Source organism: Actinocorallia herbida, from assembly GCF_003751225.1.
In the GTDB taxonomy this organism is placed as follows: Bacteria; Actinomycetota; Actinomycetes; order Streptosporangiales; family Streptosporangiaceae; genus Actinocorallia; species Actinocorallia herbida.
In genome coordinates this window covers 3,181,474-3,197,942 of record NZ_RJKE01000001.1, presented here as the reverse complement: position 1 = coordinate 3,197,942, position 16,469 = coordinate 3,181,474, and the positions used below count along the sequence as shown (strand labels likewise).

Genomic DNA, 16,469 nt, shown 5'->3' with positions numbered 1-16,469 from the left:
CCTCTGACACATTCGGGCGTGATCACGCGGCCGCCATCGCCGTGGCCGCATCAGGCCACCCGGGAGGGGGCGCGGGCGGGTCAGGCGTCGAGCCCGCCGCGCTTGACGAGCTGGGCGGCGATGACGTTGCGCTGGATCTCGTTGGTGCCCTCACCGACGATCATCAGCGGGGCGTCGCGGAAGTAGCGCTCCACGTCGAACTCGGTGGAGTAGCCGTAGCCGCCGTGGATGCGGACCGCGTTCAGCGTGATCTGCATGGCGGTCTCAGAGGCGAACAGCTTGGCCATCCCGGCCTCCATGTCGACGCGGCGGCCCGCGTCCGCCTCACGGGCCGCGTACAGCGCGAGCTGGCGGGCCGCGGTGAGGGAGGTCGCGGCGTCGGCGAGGTAGTTGCCGATCGACTGGTGCCGCCAGATCGGCTTGCCGAACGACTCGCGCTCCTGCGCGTAGGCGAGGGCGTCTTCCAGGGCGGCGCGGCCGACGCCCAGCGCGCGGGCGGCGACTTGAAGGCGGCCGGTCTCCAGGCCCTTCATCATCTGGGCGAAGCCATTGCCTTCGACGCCGCCCAGGAGCGCGTCGGCGGGCGCGCGATGGCCGTCGAAGACGAGTTCGCAGCTCTCGACGCCCTTGTAGCCGAGCTTCGGCAGGTCCCGGGAGACGGTCAGGCCGGGGCCGTGCTCGACCAGCAGGATCGACATGCCCTTGTGGCCGGGGACGGTGTCGGGATCGGTCTTGCAGAGCAGGGCGATCACCTGGGAGCGGCGCGAGTTGGTGATCCAGGTCTTGCCGCCGTCCACGACGTAGGCGTCGCCGTCCCTGCGGGCGGTCGTGCGCATCGCCTGGAGGTCGGAGCCTCCGCCGGGCTCGGTGAGCGCCATCGTCGCGCGGATCTCGCCCGTCGCCATGCCCGGCAGGTACCGCCGCTTCTGCTCCTCGGTGCCGAACAGAAGGATGAGCTTCGCGACGACGGTGTGGCCGCCCATCGCTCCCGCGAGGCTCATCCAGCCGCGCGCGAGCTCCTCGGTGACCAGGACGTAGCAGGACATCGACACCGCGTTGCCGCCGTACTCCTCGGGGATGGCGAGGCCGTAGACGCCGAGCCGCTTCATCTGCTCGATGAGCGCCTCGGGATAGGTGTCGCTGTGCTCCAGGTCGCGGACGACCGGCTTGACCTCCTTGTCGACGAATTCCCGCACGGTCTGCACGACCATGCGCTCGTCGCCTGAGAGGACGTCGAGAACACTCACAGAAGGCTCCTGGAAAAGACGAACGGTGGTCAGATGACGCGGTCCGCGCGGAGCGCGGCCCGCTGCGCGGGGGTGTGGCCGAGGGCGGCGAGGACGGCGTCGGTGTGCTCGCCTACGGCGGGCACCGGGTCCATCCGGGGGTCGACGCCCGCGAGGTCGACCGGCGGGAGCAGCGCCTGGATCGTCGCGCCCGGGACGCCGACGTCCCGCCACCGGTCCCGCCCGGCGAGCACGGGATGGTCGAGGAACGCCGCGACGTCGTTGACCTCAGCGGCGGCGATCCCGATCCCCTGCAACCGCGCCAGGACGTCCCGGGCCGGGGACGCGCCGACGCGGTCGGCGATGATCGCGTTCAGGGCGTCCCGATGGACGACGCGGTCCGGTCCGGTGGCGAAGCGCGGGTCTCCGGCGAGTTCGGGACGGTCGAGGAAGCGCGCGCAGAGCGCCGCCCATTCGCGCTCGTTCTGGACGGAGAAGAGCACCTCCTCGCCATCGGCCGCGGTGTAGGCCCCGTAGGGGGCGATCGTGGCGTGCTGCGTTCCGACGCGCGGAGGCTGCGTCCCGCCGTATCGGGTGTAGTAGGCGGGCTGGCTCATCCACTCCGCCAGCGCCTCGAACAGCGACACCTCCACGGGGCGCACGCGGCCCTGGACCGCACGCGTGTACAGCGCGGTGAGGATGCCGCTGTAGGCGTACATCCCGGCGGCGATGTCGGCCACCGAGACGCCTACCCGGGCCGTCCCCTCGGGCGTGCCCGTCAGCGAGACGAGGCCGGTCTGGCACTGCACGAGGAGGTCGTAGGCCTTCTGGTCCGCCCACGGGCCGTCGGTGCCGTAGCCGGAGATCGTGCAGGGGATCAGCTCGGGATGGCGCGCGGTCAGGTCGTCCACGCCGAAGCCGAGACGGGCCGCCGCGCCCGGTGCGAGGTTCTGCACGAACACGTCGGCGCCGGCCAGGAGCCCGTGCAGGATGTCCCCGCCCCGCGGGTCCTTCAGATCGAGCGTCACCGACTCCTTCGAGCGGTTGAGCCAGACGAAGTAGCTGGAATGCCCATGGACCGTTCCGTCGTAGCGGCGGGCGAAGTCGCCTTCGCCGGGCCGCTCGATCTTGATCACCCGCGCGCCCAGATCGGCGAGCTGACGCGTCGCGAACGGTGCGGCCACCGCCTGCTCCAGGCTGACGACGGTGACGCCGGACAGCGGACGCTCGGTCATGCGGTGTGCTCCCTGGGATACGGCCGAAAGGGACGCCCGGGACATCTCCGGACCTCGCTCCCATCATCAGTGATGATGGGAGCGAAAGTGAAATAGCATTTCCTGATGGGATCATGCGTCGGCGCGATGGCAGAAGGAGGCCCGGGATGGATCTCAAGCAGCTCAGGGCGGTCATCACCGTGGCCGAGGTCGGCGGCGTCACGCGGGCCGCGGAGCTGCTGCACCTGGTCCAGCCCGCCGTCACCCGGCAGATCCGCGGCCTGGAGCGGGAACTCGGGGTGACGCTCTTCGAGCGGACCCGGCAGGGCATGCGGCCGACCGAGGCCGGGACGAAGCTCATCGAACGGGCCCGCCGCGCGCTGACGGAGCTGGACCGCGCCCGCGCCGAGATCCAGCCCGCGCCCGGGGAGATCACCGGGATCGTCACCGTCGGCCTGCTGGAGAGCTCCGCCGACCTCCTCGCCGAACGCCTCGTCGCCGCGCTCGCCCACGACCATCCCGGCATCGAGCTGCGCGTCCTCACCGGCTACTCCAGCTACCTCCAGCAGTGGCTCGACGACGGCGACGTGGACGTCAGCCTCCTCTACGACCTCGCCGCCGCGCCTCCGCTGAACGCCCGCCCCCTGGTCCGGGAGAAGCTGTGGGTGGTCGCGCCGCCGTCCGCCGGGCTGCGCCCCGACGAACCGGTGCCCTTCGCCGAGGTGGCCCGCCACCCGCTCGTCATGCCCGCCGCGGGCAGCGGCCTGCGCGCGCTCGTCGACGCGGCCGCGGCCAAGGCCGGGGAGCGCCTCGACATCACCGTCCAGACCAACTCGATGCGCCTCCAGAAGCTCTTCGTCCTCGGCGGCCACGGCTGGACGGTCCTCCCCGGCATCGGCATCGCCGCCGACGTCCGCGACGGCACCCTCACCGCCTCCCCGCTCCGCGACCCCGAGGTCTGGCGCGCCCTCGTCCTGGGCACCTCCCGCGCCGCCCGTTCGTCCCCCGCCGTCACCGCGGTCGCGACCCTCCTCACCACCCAGGTCCACGCCACCGTCCACGAAGGCCGCTGGCCCTCCGCCCTCACCGCGGACACCCCGCCCGCCTCGCGGCGCTGACATCCGCGGGCGGAGGGCGGAAGCGGGCGTGAGCGTGCCGGGATGACGTGGGGCAGGCCGTATCCCGCGATTCCGGCGTACCGGCGCGTCCACGTCCTGGGCGACCTGGACCGGCAGGACATCCCGCTCCGCACGCCGGCCACGGACCTGGGCGCACCCGTCGGCGGCGACGGGCCGATCACCATGCCCGAGACGCGCGAGTCCGTCCTGGAGTACTTCCGCGCCGGCGACAGGGCCCGCCCGAGGAGCGCGAAGCCCTGGCCGTCCTTGCACGCCGACGACCCGTCCGCGACGGGGTCCCCGGCGATCGCCCTCCACCAGCAGATGAACCCTCCGACGGAACGGCCGACCGACCTCCACGGGCGGGCGCTCCGCAACGAGTTCCCCTCCCCGTCTCCCACGGCGACCGCACGTACCCCACGATCGTGTACGCCTGCCGGGCCTGCGCGGCGGGGGGCCGGGGGGCGTTCCGGGCCGGCGGTTCAGTACCGTCGCTCGGGTGAGCGGAGATCGGTGGGACGTGGTGGACGAGGCGGCCGAGGTCGTGCGGTTCTGGGAGCGGCTGGGGCTGCCCGGGGTCATCGACGTGCACACGCACTTCCTTCCGAAGAACGTGATGGACAAGGTGTGGGCCTACTTCGACGGGGTGGGGCCGCTCACCGGGGTGGCCTGGCCGATCCGGTACCGGGCCGACGAGGACGAGCGGCTGGCGGCCCTGCGGTCCTTCGGCGTCCGCGCGTTCACCGCGATGGTCTACCCGCACAAGCCGGACATGGCGGGGTGGCTCAACTCCTGGGCCGCGGACTTCGCCGCCCGCACCCCCGACTGCCTGCGCACCGCGACGTTCTTCCCCGAGCCCGGCGCCGTGGACTACGTGCGCCACGCGATCGAGGGCGGCGCCCGCGTCTTCAAGGCGCACCTCCAGGTCGGCGGCTACGACCCGCGCGACCCGCTGCTCGACGGGGTCTGGGGGCTGCTCGCCGAGGCGGGTGTGCCGGTCGTCGCGCACTGCGCGTCGGGGCCGGTGCCCGGGAACTTCACCGGGCCGGGGCCGATCGGCGAGGTCCTCGCCCGCCACCCGCGGCTGCCCCTGATCGTCGCGCACCTCGGTATGCCCGAGTACACCGCGTTCCTCGACCTCGCCGACCGGTACGCGGAGGTCCGCCTCGACACCACGATGGCCTTCACCGACTTCCCCGACTTCACCGAGCCGTTCCCCGCCGCCGACCTCTCCCGGCTTCGCGCGCTCCAGCACCGGATCCTGCACGGCAGCGACTTCCCCAACATCCCCTACCCCTACCTGCACTCCCTGGAGTCCCTGGCCCGGCTCGGCCTCGGCGACGCCTGGCTCCGCTCCGTCGTGCACGACAACGCCGCCGCCCTCTTCGCGCTCTAGCCCGGTACAGAAGGTGAAATCTCGGTCATCGGCACCGCCCGCACGTCGCTGACCTGGGCGTCCACGGTTACGGTGGGAGACATGGTTCCGACGATCACGCTCAACGACGAGACGACCATTCCGCAGCTCGGTTTCGGCACCTACCTCGTGCCGCCGGAGCAGACCGCGGAGACGGTCGGCCAGGCCCTGGAGGCGGGCTACCGGCACATCGACACCGCGCAGATGTACGGCAACGAGGAGGGCGTCGGCCGGGCGGTCGCGGCCTCCGGCATCCCGCGCGACGAGATCTATCTCACCAGCAAGCTGAACAACGACAGCCACCGGCCCGACGACGTGCGCGCCTCGTTCGAGGAGACGCTGCGGCGGCTCGGCGTCGAGCGGCTCGACCTGTTCCTCATGCACTGGCCGCTGCCGACCCGGTACGACGGCGACTACGTCTCGACCTGGCGGGCGATGACGGAACTCGTCGCCGACGGACGCCTGCGCAGCGTCGGCGTGTCGAACTTCCAGCCCGCGCACCTCGACCGGATCATCGCCGAGACCGGCGTCGCCCCGGCCGTCAACCAGATCGAGGTCCACCCGTACTTCGGGAACGAGGCGGCCCGCGCGGCGTCGTTGCGGCACGGCGTCATCGTCGAGGCGTGGGGGCCGCTCGGCCAGGGCAAGGTCCTCGACGACCCGGTCATCGCGCGGATCGCGGACGAACGCGGCAGGACCAACGCGCAGGTCATCCTGCGCCGGCACATCCAGCGGGGCGACGTGATCTTCCCCAAGTCGACGCACCGCGCCCGGATGGACGAGAACTTCGCGCTCTTCGACTTCGAACTCACCGAGGCCGAGACCGCCGCGATCGACGCCCTCGACCAGGGCGAGGCGGGGCGCGTCGGCCCCGACCCGGACACCTTCGACTGGATCCCCTGACGGCCGGGCTTCCGGGACGCGCTTCGGCCGCTCCGAGCCCGTGCCGCGATCTCTTTTCCACACCACCCGAAAGGGCCTTTTCCCATGCCTCGTATCGCCACCGCCGACCGCGTGGACCGCGCCGCGCTCCTGGACTTTCTGCGCACCCGGCACCACGGCGTCCTCGTCACCGCGAAGTCCGACGGCACCCCGCAGATGTCCCCCGTGACCTGCGGGGTGGACGCCGAGGGCCGCGTCGTCGTCTCCACCTACCCGTCCCGCGCGAAGGCGCACAACGCGCGGCGCACCCCGGCGGTGTCGATCTGCGTCCTTTCCGACGACTGGGACGGCCCCTACGTCCAGGTCGACGGGCAGGCCGAGGTCCTCGACATGCCCGAGGCCCTCGAAGGTCTGGTCGACTACTACCGCTGCATCGCCGGGGAGCACCCGGACTGGGACGACTATCGCGAGGCCATGGCCCGCCAGAACAAATCCCTGATCCGCATCACCATCGATTCCTGGGGTCCGGTCGCCACCGGTGGTTTCCCACCCGCCGGTTGAGTCGCTCCGGGGCATTTTTGCGTTAAGTTCCCGGCCGCGATCGCCGGTTGTACATATCAAGGGAATACGTCAACCCGCCACTCCGCGAACACGAGCACATGTGCGTCACCGAGCACAGAGCCACCACTCGAAAAGCTCTAGTGTCGGCATGCCTCATGCGTCGACTCGTGTTTCGGAGAACTCTGTGAAGAAGTCCTTTTTCATGCTGGCCGTCGCGCTCGTCTTCGGCCTGTCCGGATGCGCCCCGGCCGAGGTGACGACCAATCCTGACGGCGGGGGCGGCGGCACCGGGCAGGAGCAGGGTGCGCCGTCGTCCGCGAAGGTCGGGGACAAGATCACATTGAAGGGCATGGACGATAATCTGAAAGTCGCGATCACCGTGCTGAAGCCGCCGAAGACGGTCAAGGCCACCGACGGATTCAAGCCTTCCGAAAAGGGGAACCGATTCGTCGCCGTGCAGATCTCCCTGGAGAACGTCGGCACCGTCGTGTACGACGACTCGCTCCTGACCAGCTCGGTACTCCTCGACGCCGACGGCCAGGAGTACAACACCACGATCCTCACCAAGATCTCGGCGGGGCCGATCGTCGACAACCTGAAAATGGCCCCTGGAAAGAAGCGGAAAGGCTGGGTCGTCTTCGAGATGCCGAAGAAGGTCAAGCCGGCCGGACTCCAGATCACCCTGGACAGCGGCATGGGACCGCAGACCGGCGAATGGAAGCTGAACTGATCTCCGGCTGAACCGGGCTCAGCACCGCCCCGGCCCCGTCGTCCCCCCGGACGGCGGGGCCGTCCGCGCCTCCGGGCGAGTCCGCCGCGCGGGCGGCCGAGCGGCGGATCCGGGAGACGCGGGGCAGTTCGTCCTGCGAATTTCCCGATGCCGGAAGGTATTCTCGGCGGATGGGAAAGGGTCTGGAAGAGCGGATCGGGATCGTGCCGGCGCTGGTGCGGGCGACGTTCCTGGTGAACGCGGTGTACGTGGAGTCGGCGCGGGAGTTCGGGCTGACCCAGCAGCAGGGGCAGCTGCTGTGCGTGCTCATGGGGCAGCCGTACGGGATGGGCGAGCTGGGCGCGACGCTCGGGCTCGCCAAGTCCAGCCTCACCGGGCTGGTGGACAGGACCGAGCGCAACGGCCTGGTCAGGAGGGAGCCCGAGCCGCGGGACACCCGCGCGGTACGGGTCTCGCTCACCGCGCGCGGCGCCTCGCTCGCCGAGGAGTTCTACGCCGAGACCTGCCGCCGGGTCGACGCGCTCGCTACAGGACTCGACCCCGCCGAGCGCGAGGTGCTCGCCGGGCTGCTGGGCCGCGTCATCGTGGACAACGAGGTCCCGGCGGTCTTCGCCGCGTCCGAGGCGGAGCCCGCGAGCCGGGAGCCCTAGCGGGCGGCACCCGGATGGCGCCACGGGGTTGAAGTTCGTACCACGAACTAATACTGTTCGTGGTACGAACTTCTATCTCGCGAGGTGCGCACGCATGTCCACTCCAGAAGTCCACTTCGGTTTCGGCGGGCACACCGGCCTCGACGAGACGCCGGAACTGCTGCGCGCGGTCCAGCGGGCCGACCGCGACGGGCTCGACCTGTTCTCCGTCTCCGACCACCCGTACCTCGGTTCCCGCGTGGACGCCTACGCGGCACTCGGCTTCCTGCTCGGACGGACCGAGCGCATCGCGGGGCTGGCCAACGTCACCAACCTGCCGACGCGGCCCGCGCCCATGCTCGCCCGCACGGTGACGTCGCTGTCGGCCCTTTCGGGCGGCCGGGTCGTGCTCGGCATGGGCGCGGGCGGGCTGTGGGACCGGATCGCCGACATGGGCGTGCCGCGCCTCTCCCCGGGCGCCGCGGTCGAGGCCTTCGAGGAGGCGATCACGTTGGTCAAGCTCCTGTCCGGGGGCGGCCCGCCCGTCACCTTCCAGGGCCGCCATTACCAGGTGGAGCGGATCGAGCCGTCCCCCGAGCCCGCCCCGCCGGTGTGGACCGGCTCGGTCGGCCCCTCCTCGCTGCGCGCGACGGGCCGGGTGGCCGACGGCTGGATTCCCGGCCACGCGGCGGACTGGCTGAGCGAGCGCTACCGGGCCTCCCGCCCCCTCATCGACGAGGCCGCCCGCTCCGCCGGCCGTGATCCGCGGGAGATCCGCACGGTCTTCAACCTCCCCGGCCGCATCACCGAACGCCCACTGCCCGCCACCCGCGACCGCGACGGCCGCTGGATCGGCGGTTCGCCCGCCCAATGGGCCGACGAACTCACCACCGCGGTCCTCGACCACCGCGCCTCCGGCTTCCTCCTGTTCCCGCCCGGCCACGCGGCCCACGACGACGCGTCCCTCGGCCGCTGGGCCCGCGAGATCGCCCCCGCGGTCCGCGAAGCGATCGCCAAGGAGCGTTGAACCGCGCATGCCGGCCGCGCCGTCCGGGCACCACTCTCGGTAGAGACTTGGGCATCTTTCGGTAATTCATCACTTACGGCACAGATTTCACTTATTTACCCGGCGGCTTGCTTCTCGCGCGGGCGCCGGTCATGTGACCGTCGCTGGTAACCGACGACGAGGAGCAGTGGCATGATCACCAAGTTGCTGGTCGCCAACCGCGGCGAGATCGCCGTGCGCGCCTGCCGCGCCGCGTATGAGCTGGGCATCGCGAGCGTCGCCGTCTACGCCGAAGAGGACAGGTTCTCCCTGCACCGGCAGAAGGCCGACGAGGCGTACCCGATCGGCGAGCCGGGCCACCCGGTCCGCGCCTACCTGAACGTCGAGGAGATCGTCGCGACGGCGCTGCGGGTGGGCGCGGACGCCGTCTACCCCGGCTACGGGTTCCTGTCCGAGAGCCCGGAGCTGGCCGAGGCGTGCGAACGCGCGGGCCTGGTCTTCGTGGGGCCGCCCGCCGCCGTCCTGCGGCTCGCCGGGAACAAGATCGAGGCGGTCGCGGCGGCGCACCGGGCCGGACTGCCCGTGCTGCGGTCGGTGACACCCGAGCCCGGCCGCGAGCTGGAGGCCGCCGACGAGGTCGGGCTTCCCCTGTTCGTCAAGGCGGCGGCCGGAGGGGGCGGGCGCGGCCTGCGCCGGGTGGACCGGCGCGAGGACCTGCTCGAAGCGGTCGAGTCGGCCCGCCGGGAGGCGATCAGCGCGTTCGGCGACGCGACGGTCTTCCTGGAGCAGGCGGTCGACCGGCCCCGGCACATCGAGGTCCAGGTCCTCGCCGACGGCACGGGGCACACCGTCCACCTGCGGGAGCGCGACTGCTCGGTGCAGCGCCGCCACCAGAAGGTCGTGGAGATCGCACCGGCGCCCGGGCTCGACCCGCTGGTCGCGCGGCGGCTCTGCGCGGACGCCGTGGCCTTCGCCCGCGAGGTCGGCTACGTCAACGCCGGGACCGTCGAGTTCCTGGTGGACGAACGCGGCGACCACGTCTTCATCGAGATGAACCCGCGCATCCAGGTCGAGCACACCGTGACCGAGGAGGTCACCGGCATCGACCTCGTCCAGGCGCAGCTGCGCATCGCGGGCGGCGCGACCCTCGACGACCTGCGCATCGGCCAGGACGAGGTGACCGTCTCCGGGTTCGCCGTGCAGTGCCGCATCACCACCGAGGACCCGGCCAGGGACTTCCGCCCCGACACCGGGCGCATCTCCGCCTACCGCTCCCCCGGCGGCGCGGGCGTCCGGCTCGACACGGGCACCGCCTACGCGGGCGCGGAGGTCTCCCCGCACTTCGACTCGCTGCTGGTGAAGCTCACCACCCGCGGCCGGACCTTCGACGAGGCGGTGCGCCGCGCGGCCCGGGCCGTCGCGGAGTTCCGGATCCGGGGAGTGGCCAGCAACATCCCGTTCCTGCTCGCCCTGCTGGACGAGCCGGACTTCCGGGCCGGAGGCGTCACGACCGCCTACATCGCCGACCACCCCGAGCTGCTGACGGCCCGGTCCAGCGGCGACCGGGCGACAAGGCTCGTCCGGTACCTCGCCGACGTCACCGTCAACAAGCCTTACGGCGACGCGCCCACCGAGCTCGACCCCGCGGTCAAGCTTCCGCCGCTGCCGGGCGGGCCGATGCCGCGGGGATCGCGGGATCTCCTGCTCGCCCTCGGGCCGAAGGCCTTCGCCGAAGGGCTGCGCGGGCAGAGCGCGCTGGCCGTCACCGACACGACGTTCCGGGACGCCCACCAGTCGCTGCTGGCCACCCGGGTGCGGACCGCCGACCTGCTGCGGGCCGCCCCGCACGTCGCGCGGACCCTGCCGGAGCTGCTGTCGATCGAGGCGTGGGGCGGCGCCACCTACGACGTCGCGCTGCGGTTCCTCGGCGAGTCGCCGTGGGAGCGGCTGGCCTCCCTGCGCGAGGCCGCCCCGAACACCAACGTGCAGATGCTGCTGCGCGGCCGCAACACCGTCGGGTACACGCCCTACCCTGACGCGGTCGCCAAGGCGTTCGTCGCGGAGGCCGCGAAGACCGGCGTCGACATCTTCCGCGTCTTCGACGCGCTCAACGACGTCGAGCGGATGCGCCCGGCCATCGACGCGGTGCTCCACACGCACGCGATCGCCGAAGGCACCCTGTGCTACACCGGCGACCTCTCCTCGCCCTCCGAGCGCCTTTACACACTCGACTACTACCTGCGGCTCGCCGAGCAGCTCGTCGAGGCGGGGGCGCACGTCCTGTGCGTCAAGGACATGGCCGGGCTCCTGCGCGCGCCCGCCGCCCGCACCCTGGTCACCGCGCTGCGCGCGCGCTTCGACCTGCCCGTCCACCTGCACACCCACGACACCGCGGGCGGCCAGCTCGCGACGTACCTCGCCGCGATCGAGGCCGGCGTGGACGCGGTGGACGGGGCGTCGTCGCCGCTGTCGGGGACGACGAGCCAGCCGCCGCTCCAGGCGATCGTCGCGCACACCGACCACACCGAGCGCGCCACCGGCCTCGACCTCGACGCGGTCCTCGCGCTGGAGCCCTACTGGGAGGCCGTGCGGCGGCTGTACGCGCCGTTCGAGATGGGCCTCCCGGCGCCGACGGGGCGGGTCTACCGGCACGAGATCCCCGGCGGGCAGCTGTCCAACCTGCGCCAGCAGGCCGTCGCGCTCGGCCTCGGCGACAGGTTCGAGGAGATCGAGCGGCTGTACGAGGCGTCGGACCGGATCCTCGGACGGCTCGTGAAGGTGACTCCGTCAAGCAAGGTCGTAGGCGACCTGGCACTCCATCTGGTGGCCGCAGGCGCCGACCCCGCCCGGTTCGCGGCGGACCCCGCGGCCTTCGACCTGCCCGACAGCGTCGTGGGGTTCCTTTCCGGGGAGCTCGGCGACCCGCCCGGCGGCTGGCCCGAGCCGTTCCGCGGCGCGGCGCTGCGCGGCCGGACGTACACTCCGCCGAAGGCCGACCTCACCGAAGAGGAGGAGAAGGCGCTCAATGGAACGGACGTCCGCACAACGCTCGACAGGCTGCTCTTCCCGGGCCCGGCGAAGGCCTACGCCGAGTCCCGGGCCGCGTACGGGGACCTGTCCGTCCTCCCGACGGGCGCGTTCCTCTACGGGATCCGGCCGGGCCAGGAGGTGACCTTCGACCTCGAACCCGGCGTACGCGTCCTCACCTCCGTGGAGGCGGTCGGCGAACTCGACGAGGCGGGCTGCCGCCAGGTCATCTGCACCGTCAACGGCCAGATCCGCACACTGACCGTCCGGGACCGCTCGGTCGCCCCGGAGACCCCCCGCGCGGAGCGCGCCGACACGGCCGACCCCCGCCAGGTGGCGGCCCCCTTCTCCGGCTCCGTCACGGCGAAGGTCTCCCCCGGCGACCGGGTCGCGGCGGGCGACGCCGTAGCCCTCATCGAGGCCATGAAGATGGAGGCCGCCATCACCGCCACCGTGGACGGCACCGTCGCCCGCGTCGTCGTGCCCGGCCCGTCCCAGGTCGAGGCGGGCGACCTCCTCGTCGTCCTGGAGTGACCCGCGGCCGCGCGGCCCGGCACCCGCCCGGGCCGCGCGGCGCCAAAGGGCGGCGGGCACTGTCGGCGGGGCGGGAGGGGTTCTACCCTCGTGGGGTGGACATCCGGGTGCTGGGGCCGTTGGAGGTCGTCGGGGACGACGGAGGGCCGTGCCGGGTCGGGCCGCTGAAGGTGCGGGCGCTGCTGTGCCTGCTGGTGCTGGCGGAGGGGCGGCCGGTCGGGTCGGGGGCGCTGATCGACGGGCTGTGGGGGGAGGAGCCGCCGGCGGAGGCGCAGGCGTCGCTGCACTCGTACGTGTCGAATCTGCGGCGGTCACTGGAGCCGGGACGGACGGCCAGGGCGCAGAGCCGGCTGGTGTTCGGGCCGGTCGGGTACACGCTGGCCGTGGACCCCGGGCAGGTGGACGCGGCGCGGTTCCTGCGGCTGGTCGGGCGGGCCGAGCAGGCCGAACGGCCCGCGGAGGCCGAGCGGCTGGCGGACGAGGCGCTGGCGCTATGGCGCGGTGAGCCCTACCAGGACCTCGGGGACGGGCACCACGCCGCGGCCGTCCGGGTGCGGCTCACCGAGGCCTGGGAGCGGGCCCGCGAACTGCGGGTGGACGCGGTCGTACGGCAGGACCGCCACGATGAGGTGCTGGGCGAGCTGAAGGCGCTGACGTACGAGCACCCTCTCCGTGAGCGGCTGTGGGCCCTGCGCGCGCTGGCGCTGTACCGGAGCGGCCGCCAAGGCGAGGCGCTGGAGGCGCTGCGCACGGCGCGCCGCGTCCTCGCCGAGGAGCTCGGCGTCGACCCCGGCGACCGGCTGCGCGCGCTGGAGCGTGACATCCTCGGCCAGTCCCCCTCGCTGCTGCCCGCCCGTCCGCCCGCCCCGGAGCCGCGGCTCGCCGGGATCGCGGGCCGCCGGACGGAGCTCGCCGCGCTGGACGGGCTGCTGCGGTCCGCCGCCGCGGGGACCCCCGGATTCGCGCTGATCACCGGGGAGCCCGGCATCGGCAAGACCCGGCTCACCGAGGAGCTGGCGGGCCGGGCCCGCGCCCGCGGCTTCACGGTGGCGGTGGGGAGGTGCGCCGCGACGGAGGGGGCGCCCGCCTTCTGGCCTTGGGTGACGGTGCTGGAGCGGCTCGCCGACACGTCGCCTCCGCTGCCCGCCGACGTGCGCGCGAACCTGCCCGGCGTCGGCTCGGCGACCGGGACCGACCCCGAAGGGGCCAGGTTCCGCACCTACGAGGCCGCCGCGAAGGCGCTGGCCGCGGGCCCCGGGCCGGTGCTGGTGGTCCTGGACGACCTGCACTGGGCCGACCGGTCGTCGCTGAGGCTGCTGGAGTACCTGGCCCAGAACGTCCGGGACGGCAGGCTCGCCGTGGTGGGCACGGCACGCGACCATCCGGTGCCGGAGGGCGCGCTGGCCGAGGCGTGCGAGGCGCTGGCCCGCCGCGGCGCGGTCCGGTGCCACCTGCCCGGCCTGTCCGAGGACGACCTCGCCGAGCTCTCCCCGGCGGGCACCGACGTGCGCGCGCTCCGGCACCGGACGAACGGCAACCCGTTCTTCGTCACGGAGCTGCTGCGCTATCTCGAAGCCGGATCGTCGGGGGGCCGTGCTCTTCCGCTGGGCGTCCGGGACGTCGTCCTCGGCCGGGTGAGCCGGCTGCCCGCGCCGTCCGCCGAGCTGCTGCGCACGGCGGCCGTGGCGGGCCGGGAGTTCGACGCGGCGATCGTCGCGGAGGCCGCCGGACTCGGCCTGGACGCGGCGCTGGACGGGCTGGAGCCCGCCCTGGCCGCCGGTCTGGTCGCCGAAGGGCGGCCCGGCCGGTTCCTGTTCGTGCACGCGCTGGTGCAGGAGGCGCTGACCGAGGTCGTGCCGGTGCTGCGCAGGGCGCGGCTGCACGCCGCCGTGGCCTCCGCGATCGAGGCGCGCGGCGGCGGCGCGGTCTCGGACCGGCTGGCCGCCGCCGCCCACCACTGGTTCGAGGCGATCCCCGCGGGCCACGCCGCGCGCGCTTGGCGGGCGGCGTGGCGGGCCGCGGAGGAGGCCAAGCGGTTGCGCGCTTACGACGCGGCCGTCGACCTGCTGGAACGCGCGGTGCGCGTGGCCGACGACGACCCGGATCCGGACCCCGCTGAACGGATGGACCTGCTGTTCGCACTCGCCGAAGCGCGGTTCGGCGCGGGCGACTCCCTCGGCCAGGAGGCAGAGCTCGCACGGATCCGCCGCCTCGCCGCGCGGGCGGGAGACCGGCGGCGGTGGATCGACGCCGCGACGGGCTACGGCGGCCGCGTCCTCCAGCCCTGGAAGGTCTACGGCGACCATGACGCCGAGCTCATCGCGGATCTGCGCGCCCTGGCCGCCGACGACGCGCTGGCGCCGGTGGACCGGGCCCGGGTGCTGGCGTGCCTGGCGGTCCAGACGTACTACCAGCCGGGGTGCTCCCCCGCCGACCGGGACCGCTGGAGCGCCGAGGCGGTGCGGCTCGCCCGCGCCGCCAAGGACGCGACGCTCCTGGGCCGCGTGCTGTTCGCCCGCTTCTACGCGCTGCTCGACCCGGACTCGGCGCACCAGCGGCTGGAGGCGGGCGCGGAGATGGCCCGCGCCGGTCTGGAGTCCGGCGACGACGAGCTGCGCACGATCGGGCTCACCTGCCACGGCGGGTCGCTGCTGGAGCTGTGCCGGGTGCCGGAGGCCCTCGACGCGCTGGCCGAGGCGGAGCTCCTGGTCGGCAGTGCCCGGCTGCCGTACGTGCGCGTCATGCTGGGCTGGCTGCGGATCGGCGTGCTGCTCCACCACGACGACCTCGCGGCCGCCGAGGCGCTGCTCGCGGCCACCGAAGCCGAGCACCGGGCCACCTCGATGTGGGGCGCGGAGTCGAGCGCGGCGGGCGCGGCCTACCAGGTCGGGCTCGCGCGCCTGCGCCGCGGCGACGCGCCGCGGGCGCCGCAGGTCGTGGAGCACGAGCAGCTCGACCGGTTCAACCTCGAAGGGCACGCCCACCACCTCGTCGTCTCGGGCCGCCTGGAGGAGGCGCGGGCGGCGCTGGGCCCGTGGGAGCGGCAGCCGCCGCTCCCCCGCACGTTCGTGTACCTGTTCTGGCTCGTCATGCGCTGCGAGGTCTGGTCGGCGCTGGGCGACCGGACGGCCTGCGCCGCCCTCTATGCGGAGGCGACCCCGTACGCCGACCGCATGGGGATGTCCGGGCTGAGCCTGCTGATGTGGCCGGTCAGCCGGTCGCTGGCGCAGCTCGCCGGGGCGCTGGGCGACGCCGAGGCGGCGCGGCGGCACACCGCGCATGCCGAGCGGGTGGAGCGCGAGCTGCGTCAGCCCCACAGGTAGGCGGCCCGGCGGCGGTAGCGGCGCGCGGCGAGGGGGTGGAGCAGCAGCATCGGCTTGGGCGACGTCCGGCGCAGGTGCTCTTCGACGTCGGGGGGCAGCTCGGAGGTGAGCCAGCCGAGCAAGGTGATCATCTTGCCCGGGCCGAACCTCCTGGAGATCGCCTTGTGCATCGCCGCGTCCTCCGCCGGCGCGATGTGGGCCATCATCAGCGGGATGCCCTCGGTCTCCTCGTGCGCCAGATGCGCGCCGAGGGCGTCGGCCAGCCCGCGCAGCGCCGTCATGAGCCGTTCCCCGGCCTCCCCGGCCGGGCTGCCCTCGAACTCCCGGAACGCGTCGGTGCTCTCGAGGATCCAGCGGTCGCAGGCCGCGTGCTCGGCCTCCAGCGCGTCGATCGTGCCGCGGGCCTCGGGCGCCCGGTCGCGCAGCAGCGGCCAGATCGCCTCGTCCTCCGCGGTGTGGTGGTGGCGCAGCACGAACAGCACCCAGCCGAGGTGCTCGCGCAGCGCCGCGACGCGGCGGCGGTCGTCCGGCCGGACCCGGCCTACGGCGGTGATCAGCCGGCCGAGGTCGCGGCGGAAGCCGTAGTGGGCGAGGTACATGTTGCCCATGTCGAGCGGTCCCGGCGCGGCGGCGGCCTGGCCTGGCAGCGTGATCTGCGGGAGGTGCGGGGGCGCGGCGGCCTGCATGGCGGTGCTCCTTCTCGGTACTGCGGGTTCTCGGTGCGGTGCGGACGGCGCCATCGTGGGGGCCCGCTCTTGGGCGGTTCTGGCAAACGGACCCCAAGAAGGGCGCAAGTCGTGGTCCT

General features: G+C 73.3%; 12 protein-coding genes and 1 pseudogene. 10 read left to right on the top strand and 3 right to left on the bottom strand.

The genetic code is table 11. The features are described 5' to 3' along the window. Positions 1 to 80: 80 nt before the first annotated feature. Both EDD29_RS14895 and EDD29_RS14890 read right to left on the bottom strand, forming a co-directional pair. Positions 81 to 1,247 (bottom strand): acyl-CoA dehydrogenase family protein, encoded by a 1,167-nt coding sequence (locus EDD29_RS14895; protein ID WP_123664981.1) that lies wholly within the window; start codon positions 1,245 to 1,247, stop codon positions 81 to 83. Between the two features lie 29 nt (positions 1,248 to 1,276). Continuing rightward, positions 1,277 to 2,461 carry a CaiB/BaiF CoA transferase family protein gene (locus EDD29_RS14890; protein ID WP_123664980.1) on the bottom strand — a complete coding sequence of 395 codons (1,185 nt, stop codon included), beginning with the start codon at positions 2,459 to 2,461 and terminating at the stop codon, positions 1,277 to 1,279. 146 nt (positions 2,462 to 2,607) lie between these two features. Here EDD29_RS14890 and EDD29_RS14885 point away from each other — a divergent pair, with 146 nt between their 5' ends. The 10 genes and pseudogenes from EDD29_RS14885 (at position 2,608) to EDD29_RS14845 (ending at position 15,664) form a co-directional block, all read left to right on the top strand. After that, positions 2,608 to 3,558 carry a LysR family transcriptional regulator gene (locus tag EDD29_RS14885; protein WP_123664979.1) on the top strand — a complete coding sequence of 317 codons (951 nt, stop codon included), beginning with the start codon at positions 2,608 to 2,610 and terminating at the stop codon, positions 3,556 to 3,558. A 42-nt stretch (positions 3,559 to 3,600) separates the two neighbouring features. Beyond that, a pseudogene (locus EDD29_RS48090) lies at positions 3,601 to 3,792 on the top strand (DUF7639 domain-containing protein); the annotation flags it as partial. 265 nt (positions 3,793 to 4,057) lie between these two features. Next, a complete protein-coding gene (locus EDD29_RS14880) occupies positions 4,058 to 4,954 on the top strand; it encodes an amidohydrolase family protein (RefSeq protein ID WP_246052773.1) in 897 nt (298 codons plus the stop codon). An 81-nt stretch (positions 4,955 to 5,035) separates the two neighbouring features. Further along, the gene (locus EDD29_RS14875; protein ID WP_123664977.1) at positions 5,036 to 5,875 is read left to right on the top strand and encodes an aldo/keto reductase; all 840 of its coding nucleotides are present in this window, start codon (positions 5,036 to 5,038) and stop codon (positions 5,873 to 5,875) included. Positions 5,876 to 5,959: 84 nt separating this feature from the next. Then, a complete protein-coding gene (locus tag EDD29_RS14870; protein ID WP_123664976.1) occupies positions 5,960 to 6,415 on the top strand; it encodes a PPOX class F420-dependent oxidoreductase in 456 nt (151 codons plus the stop codon). Positions 6,416 to 6,599: 184 nt separating this feature from the next. Further along, positions 6,600 to 7,145 (top strand): DUF4352 domain-containing protein, encoded by a 546-nt coding sequence (locus EDD29_RS14865; RefSeq protein WP_170201414.1) that lies wholly within the window; start codon positions 6,600 to 6,602, stop codon positions 7,143 to 7,145. Between the two features lie 170 nt (positions 7,146 to 7,315). Next, complete coding sequence (locus EDD29_RS14860) at positions 7,316 to 7,795, top strand: MarR family winged helix-turn-helix transcriptional regulator (RefSeq protein ID WP_211359726.1); 480 nt, start codon at positions 7,316 to 7,318, stop codon at positions 7,793 to 7,795. Positions 7,796 to 7,889: 94 nt separating this feature from the next. Further along, the gene (locus EDD29_RS14855; protein ID WP_123664974.1) at positions 7,890 to 8,801 is read left to right on the top strand and encodes an LLM class flavin-dependent oxidoreductase; all 912 of its coding nucleotides are present in this window, start codon (positions 7,890 to 7,892) and stop codon (positions 8,799 to 8,801) included. Between the two features lie 171 nt (positions 8,802 to 8,972). Continuing rightward, a complete protein-coding gene (locus EDD29_RS14850; protein ID WP_123664973.1) occupies positions 8,973 to 12,341 on the top strand; it encodes a pyruvate carboxylase in 3,369 nt (1,122 codons plus the stop codon). Positions 12,342 to 12,436: 95 nt separating this feature from the next. After that, entirely contained in the window at positions 12,437 to 15,664 is a 3,228-nt protein-coding gene (locus tag EDD29_RS14845) for an ATP-binding protein (protein WP_170201413.1), read from the top strand. On the opposite strand, the gene EDD29_RS14840 is transcribed toward EDD29_RS14845, so the two are convergent. Then, a complete protein-coding gene (locus EDD29_RS14840; RefSeq protein WP_170201412.1) occupies positions 15,649 to 16,350 on the bottom strand; it encodes a hemerythrin domain-containing protein in 702 nt (233 codons plus the stop codon). The two genes, EDD29_RS14845 and EDD29_RS14840, sit on opposite strands and share 16 nt — an antisense overlap. Positions 16,351 to 16,469 lie beyond the last annotated feature (119 nt).

What these genes read in the sequence shown, in the direction of transcription:
- EDD29_RS14860 (WP_211359726.1), top strand. Translation starts at nt 7,316, where the DNA reads ATGGGAAAGGGTCTGGAAGAGCGGATCGGGATCGTGCCGGCGCTGGTG.
- EDD29_RS14885 (WP_123664979.1), top strand. Translation starts at nt 2,608, where the DNA reads ATGGATCTCAAGCAGCTCAGGGCGGTCATCACCGTGGCCGAGGTCGGC.
- EDD29_RS14890 (WP_123664980.1), bottom strand. Translation starts at nt 2,461, where the DNA reads ATGACCGAGCGTCCGCTGTCCGGCGTCACCGTCGTCAGCCTGGAGCAG.
- EDD29_RS14855 (WP_123664974.1), top strand. Translation starts at nt 7,890, where the DNA reads ATGTCCACTCCAGAAGTCCACTTCGGTTTCGGCGGGCACACCGGCCTC.
- EDD29_RS14850 (WP_123664973.1), top strand. Translation starts at nt 8,973, where the DNA reads ATGATCACCAAGTTGCTGGTCGCCAACCGCGGCGAGATCGCCGTGCGC.
- EDD29_RS14870 (WP_123664976.1), top strand. Translation starts at nt 5,960, where the DNA reads ATGCCTCGTATCGCCACCGCCGACCGCGTGGACCGCGCCGCGCTCCTG.
- EDD29_RS14840 (WP_170201412.1), bottom strand. Translation starts at nt 16,350, where the DNA reads ATGCAGGCCGCCGCGCCCCCGCACCTCCCGCAGATCACGCTGCCAGGC.
- EDD29_RS14875 (WP_123664977.1), top strand. Translation starts at nt 5,036, where the DNA reads ATGGTTCCGACGATCACGCTCAACGACGAGACGACCATTCCGCAGCTC.